This is a genomic window from Sphingomonas koreensis, from assembly GCF_002797435.1.
Classification (GTDB): domain Bacteria; phylum Pseudomonadota; class Alphaproteobacteria; order Sphingomonadales; family Sphingomonadaceae; genus Sphingomonas; species Sphingomonas koreensis.
Window position 1 is genome coordinate 462,656 of record NZ_PGEN01000001.1, and the last position, 19,371, is coordinate 482,026.

14 protein-coding genes are annotated in these 19,371 nt (G+C 64.9%); 7 read left to right on the forward strand and 7 right to left on the reverse strand.

What is annotated here, in order from left to right:
* Window positions 1–460: 460 nt before the first annotated feature.
* Window positions 461–769: a hypothetical protein gene (locus tag BDW16_RS02375; protein WP_241230526.1), complete on the reverse strand. Its 309-nt coding sequence runs from the start codon at window positions 767–769 to the stop codon at window positions 461–463.
* Window positions 770–1,351: 582 nt separating this feature from the next.
* Here BDW16_RS02375 and BDW16_RS02380 point away from each other — a divergent pair.
* The 4 genes from BDW16_RS02380 to BDW16_RS02395 all read left to right on the forward strand — a co-directional run bounded on the left by BDW16_RS02380 (window position 1,352) and on the right by BDW16_RS02395 (window position 7,396).
* Window positions 1,352–1,858 (forward strand): RNA polymerase sigma factor, encoded by a 507-nt coding sequence (locus BDW16_RS02380; RefSeq protein WP_066577233.1) that lies wholly within the window; start codon window positions 1,352–1,354, stop codon window positions 1,856–1,858.
* Window positions 1,855–2,811, forward strand: a complete 957-nt coding sequence (locus BDW16_RS02385; RefSeq protein WP_066577236.1) for a FecR family protein — start codon at window positions 1,855–1,857, stop codon at window positions 2,809–2,811. Before BDW16_RS02380 ends, BDW16_RS02385 begins: the two co-directional genes overlap by 4 nt.
* 122 nt (window positions 2,812–2,933) lie before the next feature.
* Window positions 2,934–6,128 carry a TonB-dependent receptor gene (locus BDW16_RS02390; RefSeq protein ID WP_083954266.1) on the forward strand — a complete coding sequence of 1,065 codons (3,195 nt, stop codon included), beginning with the start codon at window positions 2,934–2,936 and terminating at the stop codon, window positions 6,126–6,128.
* Window positions 6,129–6,139: 11 nt separating this feature from the next.
* Window positions 6,140–7,396: a purple acid phosphatase family protein gene (locus tag BDW16_RS02395; RefSeq protein WP_198585758.1), complete on the forward strand. Its 1,257-nt coding sequence runs from the start codon at window positions 6,140–6,142 to the stop codon at window positions 7,394–7,396.
* Window positions 7,397–7,562: 166 nt separating this feature from the next.
* Here BDW16_RS02395 and BDW16_RS02400 read toward each other — a convergent pair whose 3' ends face one another.
* Genes BDW16_RS02400 through BDW16_RS02420 form a run of 5 tightly spaced genes read right to left on the reverse strand, consistent with a single transcriptional unit; the run spans window position 7,563 to window position 15,041 of the window.
* Window positions 7,563–9,494: a TonB-dependent receptor domain-containing protein gene (locus BDW16_RS02400; RefSeq protein WP_066577241.1), complete on the reverse strand. Its 1,932-nt coding sequence runs from the start codon at window positions 9,492–9,494 to the stop codon at window positions 7,563–7,565.
* 1 nt (window position 9,495) lies between these two features.
* Window positions 9,496–10,779: a DUF3526 domain-containing protein gene (locus tag BDW16_RS02405; RefSeq protein ID WP_066577244.1), complete on the reverse strand. Its 1,284-nt coding sequence runs from the start codon at window positions 10,777–10,779 to the stop codon at window positions 9,496–9,498.
* Window positions 10,776–12,215, reverse strand: a complete 1,440-nt coding sequence (locus BDW16_RS02410; protein ID WP_066577247.1) for an ABC transporter permease — start codon at window positions 12,213–12,215, stop codon at window positions 10,776–10,778. The genes BDW16_RS02405 and BDW16_RS02410 overlap by 4 nt, the downstream gene beginning before the upstream one ends.
* Window positions 12,212–12,949, reverse strand: coding sequence for an ABC transporter ATP-binding protein (locus BDW16_RS02415; RefSeq protein ID WP_066577422.1), 738 nt, complete (start codon window positions 12,947–12,949; stop codon window positions 12,212–12,214). The genes BDW16_RS02410 and BDW16_RS02415 overlap by 4 nt, the downstream gene beginning before the upstream one ends.
* A 52-nt stretch (window positions 12,950–13,001) precedes the next feature.
* On the reverse strand, window positions 13,002–15,041 hold the full coding sequence (locus BDW16_RS02420; RefSeq protein ID WP_241230525.1) for a TonB-dependent siderophore receptor: 2,040 nt from the start codon (window positions 15,039–15,041) through the stop codon (window positions 13,002–13,004).
* A gap of 360 nt (window positions 15,042–15,401) precedes the next feature.
* On the opposite strand from BDW16_RS02420, the gene BDW16_RS02425 reads away from it, so the two are divergent.
* Window positions 15,402–17,582, forward strand: a complete 2,181-nt coding sequence (locus BDW16_RS02425; RefSeq protein ID WP_066577250.1) for a TonB-dependent receptor — start codon at window positions 15,402–15,404, stop codon at window positions 17,580–17,582.
* Window positions 17,583–17,691: 109 nt separating this feature from the next.
* Here the strand turns inward: BDW16_RS02425 and BDW16_RS02430 are convergent, their stop codons facing one another.
* Window positions 17,692–18,405 carry a superoxide dismutase gene (locus BDW16_RS02430; RefSeq protein ID WP_066577251.1) on the reverse strand — a complete coding sequence of 238 codons (714 nt, stop codon included), beginning with the start codon at window positions 18,403–18,405 and terminating at the stop codon, window positions 17,692–17,694.
* 113 nt (window positions 18,406–18,518) lie between these two features.
* On the opposite strand from BDW16_RS02430, the gene BDW16_RS02435 reads away from it, so the two are divergent.
* Together BDW16_RS02435 and BDW16_RS02440 are read left to right on the forward strand one after the other, a co-directional pair.
* Complete coding sequence (locus tag BDW16_RS02435; protein ID WP_241213836.1) at window positions 18,519–18,896, forward strand: MerC domain-containing protein; 378 nt, start codon at window positions 18,519–18,521, stop codon at window positions 18,894–18,896.
* Window positions 18,897–18,909: 13 nt separating this feature from the next.
* The gene (locus tag BDW16_RS02440) at window positions 18,910–19,356 is read left to right on the forward strand and encodes a hypothetical protein (RefSeq protein ID WP_125958830.1); all 447 of its coding nucleotides are present in this window, start codon (window positions 18,910–18,912) and stop codon (window positions 19,354–19,356) included.
* The last annotated feature ends 15 nt before the right edge of the window (window positions 19,357–19,371 follow it).

Here is a 19,371-nt window from a genome sequence, read left to right on the forward strand (position 1 = left end):
TACCCCCCTAGCCTATATCGGAGAGCATGCCTATTGAGATTGCCCTCGTCAAGCGGGCATCAAAGTGCCCGCTCGGCTATCCACCCCATGGATGAGACAGGTTCTAGAATTATCTGGGGCTGCCTGAATGCCACCGTGAGGGCGCGAAGCCGACTCCACATGATGTGGGTGAGTTTGTGACGTAGGCCGTCGTAGGGTATGATCAAATGCAGTTGCCCACAGTTCATACGAATAGTTCACGGATGCATCTAGGTTACTGACATTGCTAATAAAAAATGGTTTAACGCGGCGCCTCTTAATCAGCGGGTCCTAGGTTCGAGCCCTAGTGCGTCCACCATTTTCGCAAATTAAAACAGTTACTTAATGAAGGTCTGGTGCGGCAGCGCGGACCAGCGCGATTTCCCTTCTAGCCGCTCTAGCGGCTCATGGCAGCGCTACACCCCCGGCAGCAAGTGGGTGGTTAGCTGCCGTTGTCCGTGGGCGGTCTTCGAGTTGCCGCGCGTCCCAATCTGCCGAGCACATAGCCTGCGACGGCACCAATACTCGGCCAGAGCGGTCCGAACACAAATTCTAGTGCGCTGGTAGAACGCAGGCTCTCGGGGTGCTGCGCCTGCCATATCCAGACGTACACAAACGCGACGATGGGGATTGCCAGCAGCATCAAGCAACCAGACCGCTCGCGCGACGCAATCATGCCGATAGCAAGTCCGGCAAGCGCTCCTAATACCAGCATGGCTTCGATAGTCATGACATCAACGAAGAGCGTCATGTCCGCAACGGGGTCGTTTGCAGTAGTTTGAGACAGCACCCCACGCCCGGGGGCGCAGGGTGCTGGGAGCGTCAGGCGTCGGAAGAAGGCTCCTGCCCCGCTGCTGGTCCCGATGTTCTAGTAGTGTGAGAGGTCGGTGGCCTCAACCCTCGGGGCGGCAGGATATGGAGAACCTCGGCGCTATCTGAATACGAGCGCCCAAATCTCGCCCTAGTCCTCCTTTTCTGGCTGCTGCAATTCATCTCGACCGCGCTGATCGATGGCTGGATGGCAGTGATCGCCTGGACCCATCGCTGAGCGCGAGGCGCAGCGGCTTGGCGACATTGCCAGAGGGGGATTTCACTATGGCCAATAAGATGCGTGCGACAATCTTCATCGAGCCGGTCGGCGTGGTCGAGAAGCTGGGCTCGGCCGTGCACGGCTGGGAGGCGATCGGCGGCGGACTTCGGCGGCGATTGGACAATTTCGTGGGGTAGGCCGCAGCGGTAATCCGCGCGATTCCCACTACGCTGGACCGCCAGAGGCTTCGCCAAACTGTCATATGGTGCGGTTACCGGCCGCGGCGTGGCACGAACCAGTCCTGTGGCGAACGATGACGCGCGCGACTGGGTCGCCATCCGGCGCGCGGTGGCGCGCTATGTCCAGCATCGCGCCGGGCGTGGCGACGTCGCGGACGATATTGCCCAGGAGGTGCTCGCGCGGCTGATGCAGCTCGCCGAGACCGAGCAGATCGGCAGCATCATGGCGCTTGCCTTCCGCATCGCCGACAATCTGCTGATCGATACCTATCGCCGCGAACGTCGCTTCGACAGCGACCTCGATGCCGAATGGCAAAGCGATGCGCCGTCGCCCGATCGGGTGCTCGATTCGCGCGCGGCGATGATCGTGTTTCAACGCTGCCTGCGGGCGATGCCGCCGCTGCGCCGTGAGGTGCTGGTGCGCCGCCGCCTGCATCAACAAGGGTGCCGCGAGATTGCCGATGCGCTTTCCCTGACGCCCAAGGCGGTCGAAAAACATATTACCCGCGGGCTGGCCGATCTGCGGCGGGCGATGACCCGAGCCGGGGTCGAGATCGGGGAACTACCATGATCGCCGCTGATCTTCGCGCGATCGACGAGGCCGCTGCGTTGTGGGTACAGCGTATGGCGCTGCCGGTACAGGACAGCACCACCGCCGCCGCGTTCGATCGCTGGATCCTCGATGATCCGCGCCATGTCGACAGCTATGCGCGGATGGCGCAGCTATGGCAGTCGGACGGGCTGCGCCGGGCGCTGGCAGCGAATGATTCGCCCGATGCAGCCGGCATCGCGCCGCGCCTGCCAGGCGCCGCGCATCGGCTATGGCGGCGCGCGGCGCTGATGATCCCGGCGGTCGCGGCAGCGGTGCTGCTACTGATCGTCGCGCCGCCGCTGCTCCGTGATCCACTGCGCTATGCCGCCCCGGCGGGGGAGATGCGCGCGGTGACGCTACCAGATCGCTCGCGCGTGCGGCTGGCACCGGGCGCGCAAATCGCGGTGCGGATCACCCCCTGGTCGCGCGACGTGACGCTCGAACGCGGCCAGGCCTTTTTCGACATCGCGCATGAACGTGTACGTGGCTTCGCGGTCGATGCCGGAACCGCACGGGTCAGCGTGCTCGGCACCGCATTCGACATCGACCGGCTGGACGGCGAGGCGGTCGTGCGCGTCTATCGCGGGACGGTCAGCGTCGGGGCCGGCGCGGGGCGGCAATGGCAGCTGTCGGCCGGCTCGGGCATCGCGCTGCGCGGCGGCAACGCGATCACGATCGACGGCATCACCGGATCGCATCCCGACTGGGCCGATGGCTGGTTCGACGCCAGCAACACTCCGATCCGCCAGCTGATCGCGCACCTCAATCGCGGCGCGGCGGTACCGGCGCGGCTGGCCGATCCCATGCTGGGTGAGTTGCAGGTGACCGGGCGCTTCCGCCTGTCCGATCCCGAAGACGCGCTGGCGGCAGTGGCGGCGATCCATGACCTCAAGCTGCACCGCGATGCGCACGGTCTGGTATTGTCGCGATGACTCGCGACCATGTCACAAAAGCGGAAAATCTTCGTCATCTTATTGTAATATAATAATTTTGTCGGGTTTTCGGTCTGTCTCCGTCCCTCGGGCATCTCGGTTGCAATACCAAAGGGGGGTTCATGTTTTCGAAATTCCGTAACGGCGCCGGCCTGTCGGCGCTGGCGCTGGCGTGCGCGGTCACGGCGGGCATCGTCCAGCCGACGACGGCGCGCGCGGCCGAACGCAGCTTCAGCTTCGCGATTCCCGCACAGGATCTGGCGAGCGCGGTGCGCGCCTTCTCGCGCACCACCGCGATCCAGATCGCAGCCTCGCCCGAGGCGCTGCGCGGGCGCCGCAGCCGGCCGATCCAGGGCATGATGTCGGCGGAACAGGCGCTGAAGCGGATGCTCGACGACACAGGGCTGGAGGCAGTCCGCCAGGGCAGCGGTTTCGTGCTGCGTCCGGGCCGCGCGCCCACACCCGCGGCGGCGGCGGTCGCCGCACGCGCGCCCAGCGCACCGATCGCCGCCCCGGTAGCGGAGGCGGCGCCGGATGAAGTGATCATCACCGGCTATATCGAGGCGGTGCAGCGCTCGCTCGACAAGAAGCGCAAGACCGATGTCGTGTCGGATACGGTCAGCGCCGATGACATGGGCAAGCTGCCGGCAAACAATGTCGCCGAATCGTTGGCGCGGATGCCCGGCGTCAACGCGGTGCGCGATGCGACGACCGGCGAAGGCGATCGCGTCACGGTGCGCGGCCTGTCGACCGAGCTCAACAACTATTCGATCAACGGCGTGCGGTTGGGCGGCGCCGGATCGCGTGACGATGTCTTCTATCGCGGCGTACGGTTGAGCGTTCTGCCGCCCGACGGGATCAAGGAAATCACCGTCTTCAAGTCATTGACCCCCGATCGCGACGGCGATGCGCTCGGCGGGTCGATCGATATCTCGACCCCCACCGCGTTCGATCAGGCAGCAACCTATTTCCGCCTGTCGGGCGAGGGGTCGCTGCTCGACAAGTTCGATCATCCGTTGTCGGGCCAGATCTCGGGCGCGGCATCGCGCCAGTTCAGCGACAATTTCGGCATATTCGTCGCCGCCAGCTGGAGCCGACGCAAGTCGCAGTTCGAACAGAATGGCGTCGATGGCGACAACCAGCCCGACCGCTGGTACGCCGACAGCGAAACGCTGGGCTGGGACCCCAACCGCTTCGTGATGCGCGGCATGGATCTGGGCGTGGGCGAAACCGATGTCCGCCGCTGGGGGGTCAACGGCAGCGCCGACCTGCGCTCCGACAATCACGACCTGCATCTGCGCGGGCAGTATAACCAATATCGCAAGAAGCAGTTTCTCAACCGCCTGAACTTCCGCAACGACGTCAGCCGCAACTCCACCCGGCTGGTTCAGGTGAATCCCGATGACGGGTCGCTGGTCCAGCCCGATGCCACTATCGTGGGCTATGACGCGAAGCTCGGGCGCATCTACGGCTACACCACCGCGCAGATCGTCGATCGCGACCGCGACGGACGCATCACCGACGCCGACCGGTCGTCGCGCTCCTTTTACAGCCTGTTTGGCAGCTCGGGTACCTGGGATCCGCAGGGGTTCCGCCTTCGCCGCTTCTGGGAGGCGAAGAACGAAACCGGCAGCCTGGCCTCGGCCAATGTCGGCGGCGTATCGCGCTTCGGCACGGTCCGCATCGACTATGACGTCTCCTATTCGCAGTCGGAGGACAATCTCGACGACGGCTATGAGATGGAATTCCGCAGCGACAAATATGGCTGGCTCGGCAATCGCGGTGTGTTGTTCAGCAGTGCGGAGGATGTCCGCTTCCCCAAATGGCTGCTGAACGATGCGGGCATGGCGGCAATCCAAAACCCTGCCGAATATGGGTTCAGTGGCCTGGAAGGCGAAGTCGGCGGCAGCAGCGAAAAGCTGTGGCAGGCGCAGATGAACGTCGAATGGCGCCCCGAAACCGGGCTGCTCGAATCGCTCAAGGCGGGCGGCAAGTTCTACAATTCGCGCCGCCGCACCTATCAAGGGTCGTTCCTAGATCTCAATGCCAATGGCACGCTTGCCAGCTTCTCGGCTTTTCACGGGCCTGAAGTGAACAGCCTGTTCGGCGGCGCCTATTCGGGGCTGTACCGGCTGGGCACCACTATTGAAAATGAAGCGATGCTGGCCGAGCTGCAACGCGCCGAGCGCGGCGAAAGTTCGGTGTTCGACGGCTTCGCGGTCGATCCCGCCAACGCCACCTTGTCGGACGAGGATAGCTTCCGCTTCGAGGAGCGGGTCATTTCCGGCTATGCCATGGCGACCGCGCGGCTGGGCGATGTCCGCGTCATCGGCGGCGTGCGGATGGAGGCGACGCGCAACACGATCGAGGCGTGGAATGTCGATCCGGTGCGCGGCACCCGCTTTGCCAATGACCGGTCGAGCTTCGTCAACTGGCTGCCCTCGGTCCATGTCATCTACGACCTCGACCGCAAGACCAAGCTGCGCGGAGCGCTGTGGACCAGCTTTGCCCGGCCCGACATCGCGCGGATGAGCTCGGCGCGCAATTACAGCTATGATCAGGATCCCGATGGCGACGGCGTGGTCAACCCGCTCAACCAATGGGTGCTGATCGGCATCGAACAGGGCAATCCCAACCTGAAGCCGCTGCGATCGACCAATTTCGACATTTCATTCGAACATTATGCCGGTCGCGGCGGCGCCTATTCGGCGGGGCTGTTCTACAAGAAGATCGAGAACTTCCTGTTCCGTTCCTCCTCCAGCAACATCCGCGACGGAACCACGGGCGAGAATACCGATCCCACCGGTGTCCTGGTGTCGATGCCCAACAACGGCAAGTCGGCCGAGGTCTACGGCATCGAACTCAACGCGCAGCAGTTGCTCCACTGGCTGCCCGGCGTGTTCGGATCGCTCGGCATCGGCGGCAATCTGACGCTTCAGCGGTCCAAGGCCGTAACGGGCCTGTCCTGGCACCCCGCGGGGTACAAGCTGCCGCTGATGGAGACGCCCGAAACCATCGCCAATGTCCAGCTGTTCTGGGAGCGCAAGGGCTGGGAAATCTATGGCGCCTGGAATTACCAGTCCAAGATCCTGTCGGGCATCCAGGATTTCGGCAACGACCCTTATCAGCAGGGCTATGAATTCATCGACCTGACGCTGCGCCGGACCTTCCTCAAGAAATCCTCGGTCCAGCTTCAGGTCCGCAACCTGCTCGACGGGCACACCTATTGGCAGACGGTGTCGTCGAGCCAGGGGGCAAGCCGCGCCTATATCAAGAATGGCCGGACGATCTCGCTCGGCATCAACCTGATCCTGTGATGGAGCATCCGATGCGACCGATCCTCGCCCTCGCACTCTGTTCGCTTGCGCTGCCGACCCTGTCGGCAGCGCAGGAAGCGCCCCCGGCGCTGGCCCCGGCCAGCGTCGCGCCCGAACGCATCATCCTCAACCTCACCGCGCGCCCGGCGACCGAAATGGCGGTCACCTGGCGCAGCGCCCCGGGATCGGCAGGGGTGGTCCAGTTCGCCCGCGCCACCGCCGGGCCGGATTTCGTCAAGGCGCCGCAGCAGATCGCGGCGACCACTGACGACGCGACGCTCGACGTGCAGGAACAGGCCGGGTTCCGCGCCGCCTACCATTCGGCGGTGATGACCGGGCTGGAACCGGACAGCGTCTATGCCTATCGCGTCGGCGATGGCCGCAACTGGTCCGAATGGTTCCAGTTCCGCACCGCCGCCGCGACGCCGCGCCCGTTCCGCTTCATCTATATGGGCGACATGCAGAATGCGATCCTGGCGGAAGCGTCGCGCACCTTGCGTATGGCATTCCGCCAGGCCGGCGACGCGGCGTTCGTCATCCATGCCGGCGATCTGGTCAACCGCCACGCCGCCGACCGCGAATGGGGCGAATGGTTCGCCGCTGGCGGGTTCCTCTATGCCCAAACACCGCAAATGCCGACGCCGGGCAATCATGAATATGTAAAGGATCCCGCCGCGCGCGCCGGATCGTCGCTGACCGGTCAGTGGCGGCGTCAGTTCACCCTGCCCGACAATGGTCCGACGGCGGTGCCGGAGGGGACGGAGACCAACTGGTACACCGATTATCAGGGATTGCGGCTCATATCGGTCGATGCACCGCAACTCGACCGCAACGAGGCGGGGCGCGCGGCGACCATCGCCTGGCTCGACGGGCTGCTCGCGCGCAATCCCAATCGCTGGACGGTGATCTTCCTCCACTTCCCGCTCTTTTCGAGCGATCCCGATCGCGACAATCCCAAGGTGCGCACTGCGCTCAAGCCGCTGATCGACAAGTATAAGGTCGATCTGGTGCTGCAGGGGCACGACCATGGCTATGCACGCGGCGCGGTCGGCCCGCACGGACCGGCGGCGGACGATCGCGGCTCCACCTATGTCGTCGCGGTCGCCGGGCCGAAAATGTATGAGGTCGGCAAGCTCGACTGGGCGCGCAAGACCGCATCGCGCACGCAAAGCTATCAGGTGATCGACGTCACCCCGACCCAGCTCAGCTACCGCGCCTATACCGCCACCGGCGAACCGCTCGACAGCGTGACGCTGCGCAAACGCTGACCCTGCGCGGCGGCTCCTTGGTATTAGAGCACGGAACTACGTTTGTGCCGGCGATCCTCTGAATGGCACCAACGCACTATTCACACGGTAAGCACTATCAGCACGTCGATGCATTCGAGCACAGCCTTCCGCGCGGTGGCGGAGAATCCCATTTATAGGTTCATGCCTAGAAGTCGGCCGCCAGGAAGAGCAGGGCCCGTCGCTTGTCGGTCAGCCCGTAACTATTGCTGCCGACGATGTTCCACGCGAAGGTGTTCGTCACGTTGGCGACTTGGAAGCGCAGCGTCGCAGGCGCAGTGCCGATCTTGAACCGGTAGCGCAGACCCAGATCGATCAGCGTGTAGCCCGGCACGAACACCAAATTGTCGCGCGAGGCGGCGCGGCGACCGAAGTTCGCGATCGCGCCGTCGATGGAAAAACCTGGTAAGAAGCCGGGTCGCCATTCGGCATTGGCACGCAGCACACGCGCCGGCTGGTTGAGCGGGATCTCGCCGACGCGGCCCAACTCAACCCCTTGCCCGGTCACGCGCGGCCGCATGAGCACTGCGCCCGCGATCAGGCTGACACTGTCGATCGGACTTCCCGCCAGGCTGATTTCCGCCCCCTTATGCCGGACGTCGCCAAGGATGGCGAAGATGTTGGCTTCGTCGGTGTTGAAGTACGGCTTGCGGACGTCGAATACCCCAGCGACCAGCTTCATCCGCTTGTTGAGCGTCCAGCGAATGCCTGCGTCGGCCTGGCTCGTCCGGATCGCCGGCAGCGCCTCGTTGCGGTTGGCGGCGTTGATCGGCGCGATCCCGCTCTCCTCGAGGCCGCGCGTATAGCCGACATAGAGCGCGATTCCGTCCGAGAGAAAGCCTGCCGCGGCGACATTGAACAGCCATGGCCGGTCGCGTCGCTCGGCATTCGGCGCTGCGCCGGACAGATCGACGGTCTTGCGATAGTCGGTTCGTTGCACGCCGAGGCTGAGCTCACCGACGTTGCGCCAGCGCCCTTCGTAGGCGACACCGAAGGTCGCTTGCCGCACCCGGTCCTGCGTCTGCTCCCCAAACAGGAACGATGCGGGCTCGGCCACCGGCACCGGATCGCCGAGCCGCCGCGGGCCGAAATCCAGCGCCGCCGCGCCACCGCCATAGCGGCTGTCGAGCTGGCGTGCGCGCACCGATGCGTGCAGCGTGTGGAGCCGGGGACCTTCTCTGAAGCTCCGGCTTACCCGAAGCTCGCCGCTTGTCGAAGCATAACGCTGTCCAGGATCCGCGATGACCTGTTCGGTCGTGATGCCGTCGCCGGTGGTGCCGACGAACAGCTCGGCGAAGTTCTGCAGGTTCTCGGCCGAGGAGCGGAAGACACCCCCCGAAACTGCCCAGCTCTCGCCGATCCGCGCCTTGAGAATCGTGCCGACGTTGATGCTGCGGCTGTCCCGGATGGCCCATTTCTGGCCGAAATAGCGTCGTCGTGGCGCCGGCGGCGGCTCGAAGGCGCCGGCCGCGATGATGGTCGGCGCGACCTGCTCGTCTCTGCCGATCGACATCGACCAGAAAGGGATGATCTCGACACCGTCGCTCGGACGCCAGCGCGGGATGACGGCGAAGCGGCTATAGTGCGCATCCGATCCGTCATAATATTCCTCATGCGCATAGGAGGCGCTCAGGGCGACGCCAAGCTGCCGCCCAAGAATCGGCAATTGCGCATCAACTTCGATCGACGGCGCGCCATAGGCGAGGCTTCCCGCCAGAACACTCACCAGCCGCTTGTCGCCAACGGGGCGCAGGCGATAGTCGACGATGCCGGTCGGCGCCGGAAACGGGTAGCCCTGCGCGCTCAGACCGACGCGAATGGTCGAGCCCTCCACCAGGCGCTGCGAGATCACGCCCTGGCGGTCGATATAGACGCCTTCGAGCCGCACATTGCCGGCGGTCACTGGCGAGAAGCCGCGGACCTGGCTTGGCGAGTAAAGCCCAATGCTCTCGTTGCCGACCGACGATCCGAACGCGTCCTCGGCCTCCGTCACCGCATTGTCATTCGCGCGTTGGGCCACGGCAGGCGCGGCGATCGCGATCGCGCCGCAGGAAGCAAAGACCGCGTAGCTCAGCCGCACATCAGGTCCCTCCCCTCCGCGCTTCGGCGCAGAGCGTGTCCGCGAATTTCGGCGCAAGGGCAAAATCCGCCTTCCCGAAGGGGCGATCGCGGAAGAGATAGCCGTAGTAGAAGGTCCGGATGCGCTTGTGGAACGCGCGAATGCAATCCTGGTAGGCGAGTTGCCCCGACAGATCGGTGTCGGCGAGCCGCGTGAGCAGCGCCTGCACGCCAACCGAGGGCAGCACCCAGCCAAACGCCCGGCCGGCGGCATCGCGCGCCTCGAGACCTTCGCGATACGCACGGACCTGCTCTGCCACGCTCTCGTCGCCATTCTGGTGGAAGGCGAGATACCATTTATAGTGGAACGCGTGGCCGAGCGGCGCTGAATCGGCCCATTCGGGATGCTTGGCGTAGAAGCGCCGCATCGTATCGTTGCGCGGAATATCCCAGGCGCGGTTCACTGCCTCGCGCTGAGCGAGCGCGATTTCGGCACCCTGGTTCACCGGGATCGCCTGGTTGATCGCGACGTTGGCAAGCGTTGGGACGATGAGCACCAGCACCAGCCAGGCCGCTGCCAGTGTCGCCGCGTTGGCGACCGAACTCCAGCGCAGCCGCCCCACCAGAACGGCGAGCCCGATCCAGAACAGGAGATAGGCGGCGATCATCGCCAGCACGATCACCATCGTGCTCGCAGCGACGCCCTCCATCGCGGCCGCGAACACGAAGGGCACACCGAGTACCAGCCAGAGCAGCGCGAAGCGAAGCAGCGTCCTGCGACGCCACAGCGCCCGACCTCCTTTAGGCAGCGCCTCGAGCGCACGCTGTCGTCCCGCCTCGCGCTCGCCTGATACGAGATCGTGGAACAGCGCGATGACGAACAGCGGCGCCAGGAACACCAGCACGAAGGCGAAGTCGAATCGGCCCGGCAGCGCCAGCTCGGGATTGAAGGTATCGCCGTCGTAGATCTGTGCCTCCAGACCCAGCGCGCGGACGCGCAGGATGTAGGGCGAGACGTCGCGCATGCCCAGCGCCGCGAAGGCGAGCGGCGCAGGCGCGTCCCAGGTCGGATGGAAACTGTAATAGGCAGCGCTGCCGGCGTCCTTGGACTTGTCGACCCAGGCGGCGATCGCATTGATGTCCTCCGCCTGAGCGGCTGGGATGGCGGCAATCGCGGCGCGCTGACGCGCCACCTCGGTCATCCCTGCCGCCAGTGCAGCTATCGAGAGCAGGCCGAGTAACGCGAGCGCGACGACGCTGAGCCGCTGCCGGAACAGCAGGCGGAGTTCGTGGGCAATAAGGGTCATCGGCGGGCTCCCAGGCGACGGGTGGCGATCAGGAGCAGCAGGGCTGCCGCAGCCAGCCAGGCCAGAATGATCGTGAGGCTCGGCAAGGCGCCCCGCGCGAGGTCGGCACCCCGCGGCGCTTTGAACGCGAAGTCCGGCATCGCAGTCCAGTTGCGGGCCTCAACACGCTTGCGGCGGTCGGCACCGGCATCCTGCGCGGTATCGTCCGCATAGCTGACATTGTCCGCCTGCAGCTTGTTGAGCCGCTGAACCAGGTCGTAGCGATAAGCTTCAGCTTGTTCGAGAAACCGCCGGTGCCCGGAGAAGTCGGTGCCTGCCGCGGCCATCGAAAGCGACCGGATCGCAATGGCTGGACTGAGCAGGCCCGCCGTTTCGACCACTGAGTTCTGCCGCTCCTGCGCCGCGTAGCTCTCGCCGGCGTAACGGTCGAACAGCTCGGACGTCATCCGCTCGCCTTCCAGGCCAAGGATGCCCTTGTAGTTGACGGGCAGGTCCTCGACCCGCGTGACGCCGTAGCGGTCGAGCACCGATTGCTTGAATTCCGCGAAGTGCGGATCGTCCGGATTGTGGCTGTCGCCCATCTTCCTCAAGTCGCGGGCGATCGCGATGTCGGTCTGTAGCCGGTTCTGGAGCGGGATTGCCGCATTGGCCACGTCGGGCGCGGCGCGTGGCAGAAGCACCACCACGACGGCCCACAGCGCCACCAGCGCGAGCAGCGCATCGCGGCTGCGACGGACCAGTGCCGACACGAGCAGGATCACGACCACCCACAATGCCAGATAGGCGAAATAGCCAGTCGCGATGGTCAGCATCGGCAATGCGAGCGCGCCGGGCTGGCCGGCAATGAGCACGAAGCCGATCATCGCCGGCAAGCCGGCCAGCATTGCCACCGCGCCCAGCGCTACGAGCTTGCCGCGAACCACCTGCCCGCGCCCCACTCCCTGCAGCATCAGGAGGCGCAGCGTTCCGCGCTCGGTCTCCCGCGCGAGCGCGCCATAGCCGAGGAAGATCAGCAGCAGCGGTGCCACCACCTGCAGCACGAAGGCCGGAGTCAGTTGGCCGAAGCGGACCAGCAGGGAACTCTGCCGAACGTCGCCGAAGTTGGCCGTGTTCTGCCGGTGCCCTTCCAGGAACATACTGTTTCCGGTGAAGGCATCGACGCCGGGATCGAACGCCGCAAGCGGCCCCAGCGGCCGGAAGATGAAGGTGCCGTAATGGACCACGCGATGGGGATGCCGGTCCGGCTGAGCGTCGAACGCCGCGTCCGCTGCATGCGCATGCCGGGCGCGCAACTCAGCGATGCCGCGCTGGTGCGACCAGCTACTGGCCACGGCAACCAGCGTCAGCAGCACGAGCAGAACGAACGCGATCATGGCGACACGGTTGCGCGTCATCAGACGAAGCTCGTCGCGCGCGATAAGGCGGGTCGCGCTCATGCTGCCAGCGGCTCCCCGCCGACCTGGAAGCGGGCATGAAGCGCACGCACATCGAACCGTTCGGGACCGCTGGCCGCGACCTCATCGGTGACACGCCCGTTCTCGAGAAAAGCGATCCGGTCGGCTACGTCGGCGGCGGAGAGCAAGTCATGCGTCACCATCAGCACCGCGGTGCCGCGATCGCGCACCTGCGCAACCAGCGCGTTGAAGTCCGCAGTCGCCCGCGGATCGAGGCCGGACGTGGGCTCGTCGAGCAACAGCACCGGCACCCGGCGCAGCAGCGCGACCGCGATCGCCACCTTCTGTCGCATACCCTTCGAGAAGCCACCGAGCCGCTGATCCCACGCTTCCTCCTGCAGACCCGCCGCTGCGAACGCCTCGGTGATGTCGCGCCGCGCATGCTGCTCGCCCGAAAGCGCGAGCAAATATTCGGCATTTTCCGTGGCGCTCAGATGCTCATAAAGCGCAACATTTTCGGGCAGATAGGCGATGCGACGGCGCGCGCCATCCGGATCGCTCCCGGGATCGACGCCGCACACAAGGATCGTGCCCGATTGCGCCCGCACGAAGCCGAGCAGCGCTGCAAGCGTGGTCGACTTGCCTGCGCCATTGCCGCCGAGCAGCGCGGTAATGCTGCCCGCCGGAACGGAAAGCGTGAGGCCGCGCAGAACCTCCTGCGCGCCATAAGCGAGGGACACATCCTGCAGCAGGACGGACGCTTGATCTTGCGGCATCATGATCTCCAAATCAGGTTCGCTGGAAAAGGGCTGCTCACTCGCGCCTTCGTCAAAGCCGCAGCTTCAAGGTGGCGAGCGCAGTGCGGGGCGCCCCCGGCAGAACCCACAGCCGGGCATAGGAATTGACGAAATAGGTTTCGTCGAAGAGGTTGCTGACGACCACGGATGCTTCGACCTTGTCGGTCAGCGCATAGGATCCGAACAGACGCACGGTGGTGTAGGCGGGAAGCTCAAACGTCGTTCCCACCTCGCCAAGGCGAGAGCTCACATGCAGGGCCGCAACGCCGATCTTCAGGTCGCGCTCAGCGACGTTGAAGCGGCGCGACATCTGGGCGCTGAGCGTGTGCTTGGGCACATTGAGCAATCGGTCGCCGGGGCTGATCGCGACTCCGTTGGCGTTGCGCGTGCCCGAAACGACCTCCGCGTCGAGATAGGTATATGAGAACAGCCCGTCGATCGCCCCAGGCAAGCGCCCCGCCAGCTCGAACTCGAAGCCCTGGCTCCGCGCCTCGCCGACTGCGATCGAGAAGCCGGGATTGGCGATGTCGCTCGTCAGGATATTGCCTTTGGTCAGCCTGAACAGCGAAGCCGTTCCCGTCAGCCCCGCTACGCTCAGCTTGGCGCCGAGCTCGATGGAGCGCGATGTCTCCGGATCGAACGTGTCACCAGACACGCTGGCGCCCGTGTTCGGGCGGAAGCCCTCGCCATAGGCAGCGTAGAGGCTGAGGGGTTCAGCGACATGCCAGACCATGCCGGCCTGGGGGCTGATGCGCGATTCCGACTGGCGGGCGACCGTCCCGTTCAGGCGATTGGTGATCGACTGCTTGAACGCATCGTAACGTGCGCCGACCCGTATCTCGAGGCGTTCGCCGATCCGGATCTGATCTTGGACATAGGCGCCCCAGGATCTTTGCTCGATCGTCCGATCGTTGATCGGGTTCAGCGTCGGCGTGGGATAGCGGCCATAGACGGGATCGAAGATATCGATCTCGAAGCCCTGCTGAGCAGTGGGATTGGTCGACAGCAACGGCGCACGATAGCCGCGGACCAGCAAGTCGGTGTCGAATTCGTCACGGTCCGCGCCGACGATCACGCGGTGCAGACCCAGCGGCCCCTCGAAGCGGCCGCTAAGCTCGGCACGATAGACGCGGTGGTTGCCGTCATAGTCGCGGTATCGCACCTCGCGCGTCAAAGTGCGGCCGTCCACGAAGAGACGCTGACGCGAGGCCGCGAGTTCAGCATCTGCAGAGGTCCCCTTGAGCTCGGTATCGCGCAAGCCGACGCCCACCAGCAGGCTCCAGTCCGCGGAGAAATCGTGCTGGAGCGAAACCTGGTGCCCCAACGCCATCGCCTTGTTCGGCCCCAGATTGGGTTCACCGAGGAACCGGTTCCTCGGGATCAGCTTCAGATTGTCGCCGAGCGCGAAGACGCCCCGGTCGAGCGGGATTTCCTGTCGGGTCGCCTCCAGTTCGTAGACCAGGCTGGTGTTCGGTCCGAAGCGAAACGAAACGGAGGGGAATATGCCGTAGCGCTTGGACTTGATGGTGTCTCGAAAACTGTCCGCCGCCTCGTAGAAGCCGACCAGTCGCACCGCTGCGAAACCCGTCGCGGGCAGGTTCACGTCAGCCTCGACCCGGCGGAAGGCGAAACTGCCATATGTCCCTTCAAGCTTGCCGGCGAGCGTATCCGTCGGCCGCTTGGTCACGAGATTGATGCTGCCGCCCGGCTCGCCGCGACCGAACAGGGCCGCGTTGGGGCCCTTCAGAATCTCGATCCGCTCGATGCCCGAGACGTCGCGCGGCCCGGCGAAACCACGCCCGGCGTTGAAGCCGTTGACGAGATAGCCGCTGGGGTTGTTCTCGTCGCCGACCAGCCCGCGGATCGCGAAGCTCTCCCAGAGCCCGCCGAAATTGTTCTGCCGGGCGACCGAGGAAGAGAGGTCCAGCGCATCGGCGAGCCGCGTAATCTGCGCCTCCTCCAAGCGCTCCTCGTTCAGGAGCGTGATGGACTGCGGAATGTCTGCCACCGGCACGAGCCCTCGATAGGCCTGCCGCTGGCCTGTAACGAGGACATCACCGTCTTGAGGCACGCTCGCCTCTTGCCCCGCGGCGCCGCTGGGGGCGAGAATGATGGCAATCCCCAGAGAGATACGACCCGCAAAACTTCCCATCCTACTTCCGTCCCCCCGCGGTACCCGCCGTGCGCAGTTAATGATATACCGTATCCCGTCAAGTCCGTTTCCATGTTCGTGACTGCGCAGTGACTGGGTAGCCGCGTTCCAGGCCAGCGCCCGCCGAACACTACGGGCAAGGGTCAGCCGCGGCCGGATCAGAGCCTCGACTATCGTTCGCCGCCGCCTGTCGATGCGATCCGCAAGCAGCGATAACATCATTGACGAATGATACGCTATATCATTACCCACGCGCCAAACGCGAGCAGGGGAAATCAATTGCGCAAACGCCTTGGCATCAATTCTGGATCGAACCGGCGGGCAGCTGGAGCGACCTCGCTTTCCGCCCTGGCCCTCCCTCTACTGCTGCTGCCGCTTCCGGCGTTCGGGCAGGAGGCGCCGACGGAAGAAGTCATCGTCACCGGCGTCGCCGACCGGCAGCTGCTGCTCGATGCCAAGACGGAGACGGGCAGCCGGCTTGGCCTCACCGCGCGCGAAACGCCGGCGATCGTCGACATCCTGTCGGAGCGGCAGATTCGGGAATTCGGCGCCCGCACCAATGTCGAAGCACTTAACCGCGCGCCCGGCGTCACATCTTCTCTGCCAGCAACCAGCCCGGGCGCGCCGACGATGCGGGGCTTCACGTCGAGCGCGGTCGGGCTGCTCTATAACGGTATCCGGGTTACGACGCCGCTCATCTACACCCGCGCAAGCGACAGCTTCCTTTATGAGAGGATCGAGATCCTGAAGGGGCCGGCGTCGGTCCTCTACGGCGAGGGCGCGCTCGCGGGCGCGATCAACCTCGTTCCCAAGAAAGCGAAGCTCGGTGCCACCGATGGCTCGCTGCTGGCGAGCTACGGCAGCTTCGAGTCCCTGCGACTTGGCGGAGACGTGAATGCGGCGCTCGGTGATCAAGCGGCCATCCGTGCCGTCGCAGCCTATGGCCGCACAGGCGGCTATGTCGATGACAGCGATTCCCGCTTTTTTGCCGCCAGCATGTCGACCCTCCTCAAGCCCGTGGAGACGCTGACGATCGAACTCGCGGTCGACTACAGCGAGGATAGCTACGAGACGGCCGATCTCGGCACGCCTCTGGTCCCCCGGGCGATCGCCCGCGATCCGTCTACGGTCGCGACCGGGCCCGGCGGCCTGGTGATCGACAAGTCGCTGCGCGACACCAACTTCAACGTGACCGATGCGGTGCTCGATTCCGACACGCTCTGGTTGCGCTCGCGTGCGACCTGGCAGCTCAACGACGCACTCACCTTCACCAACGACCTCACCAGGTATCAATCGGACCGCCAGTTCATCAATGCCGAGGCATATAGCTTCAATCCGACGAGCGGGTTGATCGACCGCACCACGGGCATCGTTACGCACGACATCCACCATTGGATCGAGCGACCGGCGCTCAGCGGAGACGTCACAATCGGCGGCATGCGCAATCGCTTCGCTTTAGGCGCCGAGTTCAGCGAGCTGCGCTTCGCCACCCGGCGCTATTTCGCCACCACGACCTCGGTCGATCCGTTCAACCCGGTGCGCGGGCGCTTTCCGGGGGGAACGAGCACACTCCCGCCGGTCAACCAGCGATCGACCGTCGTGGTCCAGTCGGTATTTGGTGAGAATGCGCTGAACCTGACACCCAAATGGCTGATCGTTGCAGGCGGACGTCACGACTGGATCAAGCTCGATCGGCGCCTCACCGGCAGCGCGCCGTTCGATCGTCGCTACCGCGCCCTCTCCTGGCGCGTCGGCACGGTCTATGACCTGCTGCCGAAAACCCAGCTGTTCGCGCAGTACAGCCGGGCGATTGCGCCGGTCGGCAATCTGCTGTCGCTCTCGCTCGTCAACTCCCGGTTCGATCTCACCAAGGGCCGCTCGGTCGAAGCTGGCGTCAAGAGCAGCTTCTGGGGCGATCGCGTCGACCTGACCCTGGCCGCCTATCATCTGGTTCAGGACGACATCATCACGCGCGATCCCGCCAACCCCGCGCTCAGCGTGCAGGGCGGCCGGCAATCCTCGCGTGGTGTCGAGCTCTCGCTCTCGGCGGCGGTCACGCGCCAGCTGCGCGTCGACGCGAACTGGACGCGGCTCGACGCACGGTTCGATACGCTGATCGAGGCCGGCGGCGTCAATCGTGCCGGAAACACACCGCCACGAATTCCCGAAACGGTCGCCAACCTGTTCGCCTTCTACAGCTTCAAGGATATTCCGCTCACCGTGAGCGCCGGCCTGCGCCATGCCGGGCGCTTCTTCACCGACAACGCCAATACGATTCGTGCCAAAGGCTACACCACGGTCGATGCGGCGATCGGTTACAAGTTCGGCGCCGGTGAGCTTTCGCTGCGCGGCCGCAATCTCACCGATGCCTTCTACGTCGACTATTCCGACGTCTCGAACAGCCAGTTCCAGGTCGCTGCCCCGCGCAGCGTCGAGCTCAGCCTGCTGGCTCGCTTCTGAAGGAGGAGATGGTCATGCCCGCGCTGGACCTGGACGCCGTTTCCATCGCGTTCAACGGCCACCGCGCCGTCGATAGGCCTTTGAGGACGCGGCCTGGCCCTGACGCTGTTCAGCTCCGCGCGGTCGCCTCGGCATAACGGCGCGACACTTCACGCCAGTTCACGACCTGCCACCACGCGTCGAGATAGTCGGCGCGGCGGTTGCGGTGCTTGAGATAGTAAGCGTGCTCCCACACGTCGTTGCCAAGGACCGGCGTGCCCCTGACCTCTGCAACGTCCATCAGCGGGTTGTCCTGATTGGGCGTGGAAGTGATGAGCAGCTTGCCCTCGGGCGTGACCACCAGCCAGACCCAGCCCGAGCCGAAACGCCCTATGCCCGCTGCCTTGAATGAAGCCTTCATCGCTTCCATCGAGCCGAACTGCGCGTCGATCGCCCCCGCGAGCTCGCGCGAGGGGGTGCCGCCCATCTTCGGCGGGGCCATGATCGACCAGAAGAAGCTGTGATTCCAATGACCGCCGCCATTGTTGCGGATCGCAGCGGGCATTGAGCCGGCCTTGGCCAGCAGTTCCGCGAGCGAGAGGTCTTTCAGTTCGGCATCGCCAGCAACAGCCTTGCTGAGTGCATCGACATAAGCCTGATGATGCCTGCCGTGATGGAGCTTCATCGTCTCCGCATCGATCACCGGCTCCAGCGCTTCGGGGGCGTAGGGCAGCGGCGCAAGCGTGAAGATCCCACGCGCAACGGGTGCGGCTGGCGTTGATTGGGCGAGCCCTTGGGGCGCCGCCAATACCGCCATCAGCGTGAGGACCGTAATCAACCTCATTCCCATCTCTCCTCGCGATAGGATCCACCCGCTTGACAAGCAGGTAACATTATATCATCTCGCGCGCTTAACAGGACGAGCGGGGGATTGTCCAGCTTCCCGAGGAGCGAAAGGTGACGACGATCCGCATGCGACAGCAATGGCTCGATGGGCTTGCCATCGGCGCTTCTTCCCTGTGCCTGATCCATTGCCTGTTTCTCCCCTTGGCGCTGATATTGCTGCCCGCGCTCGGCGCGTTCCTGGCGCTTCCGGAAACCTTTCATTTCTGGGGTTTGGTCGTCGCCGTTCCGACCAGCGCGCTGGCGATCGGCATGGGCTATGCGCACCACCGGCTGCTACTCCCCGCGGTGCTCGCCGTCAGCGGCATCCTGTTCCTGGGCGCCGCCGAATTGCTGTTTCATGGAACGCGGATCGAGACGCTCCTCGCGGTGCTCGGCTCGGTCCAACTGGCTGTCGCTCACGCCGTCAACCTACGTGCGGCACAGCACTAGGCCGCGCCAGGCGATGATCACTCCCGCCGCGCCGGCGATCGCTTCCCCTTTTCCTGCCGGAGCGCGATTGCAGGATCGGGTTCTGTGGTTGCTACAACAATATGACCGGCCGCTTGGCGCCTATCAGCTGGCGCAGAAACTGACCGCGGCGAGCGGCTATCCGCACCACCCCAACTCCGTCTACCGTGTGCTCCAGAACCTGATGCAGGAGGGACGGGTGCTGCCGGTCGCCACGACAAATGGCTGGCTGGCGAAGCGGCTTGCCGGGCCGGCACCGGTGTTCGTTTTGCTGTGCAAGGAATGCGGTAACGCATTGCAGCTGCCGGCGACGGACCTTGAGGACGACCTCGTCGGAAGTCTCGCAGCCCGCCGATTCCTGCCCAGGCAGGTTTATCTCGAAGTGCTGGGACGCTGCCGCTCCTGCGACGCACATCGCTCCGCAGACATTGAGTCGGATTGACCTACGGATCCGGCG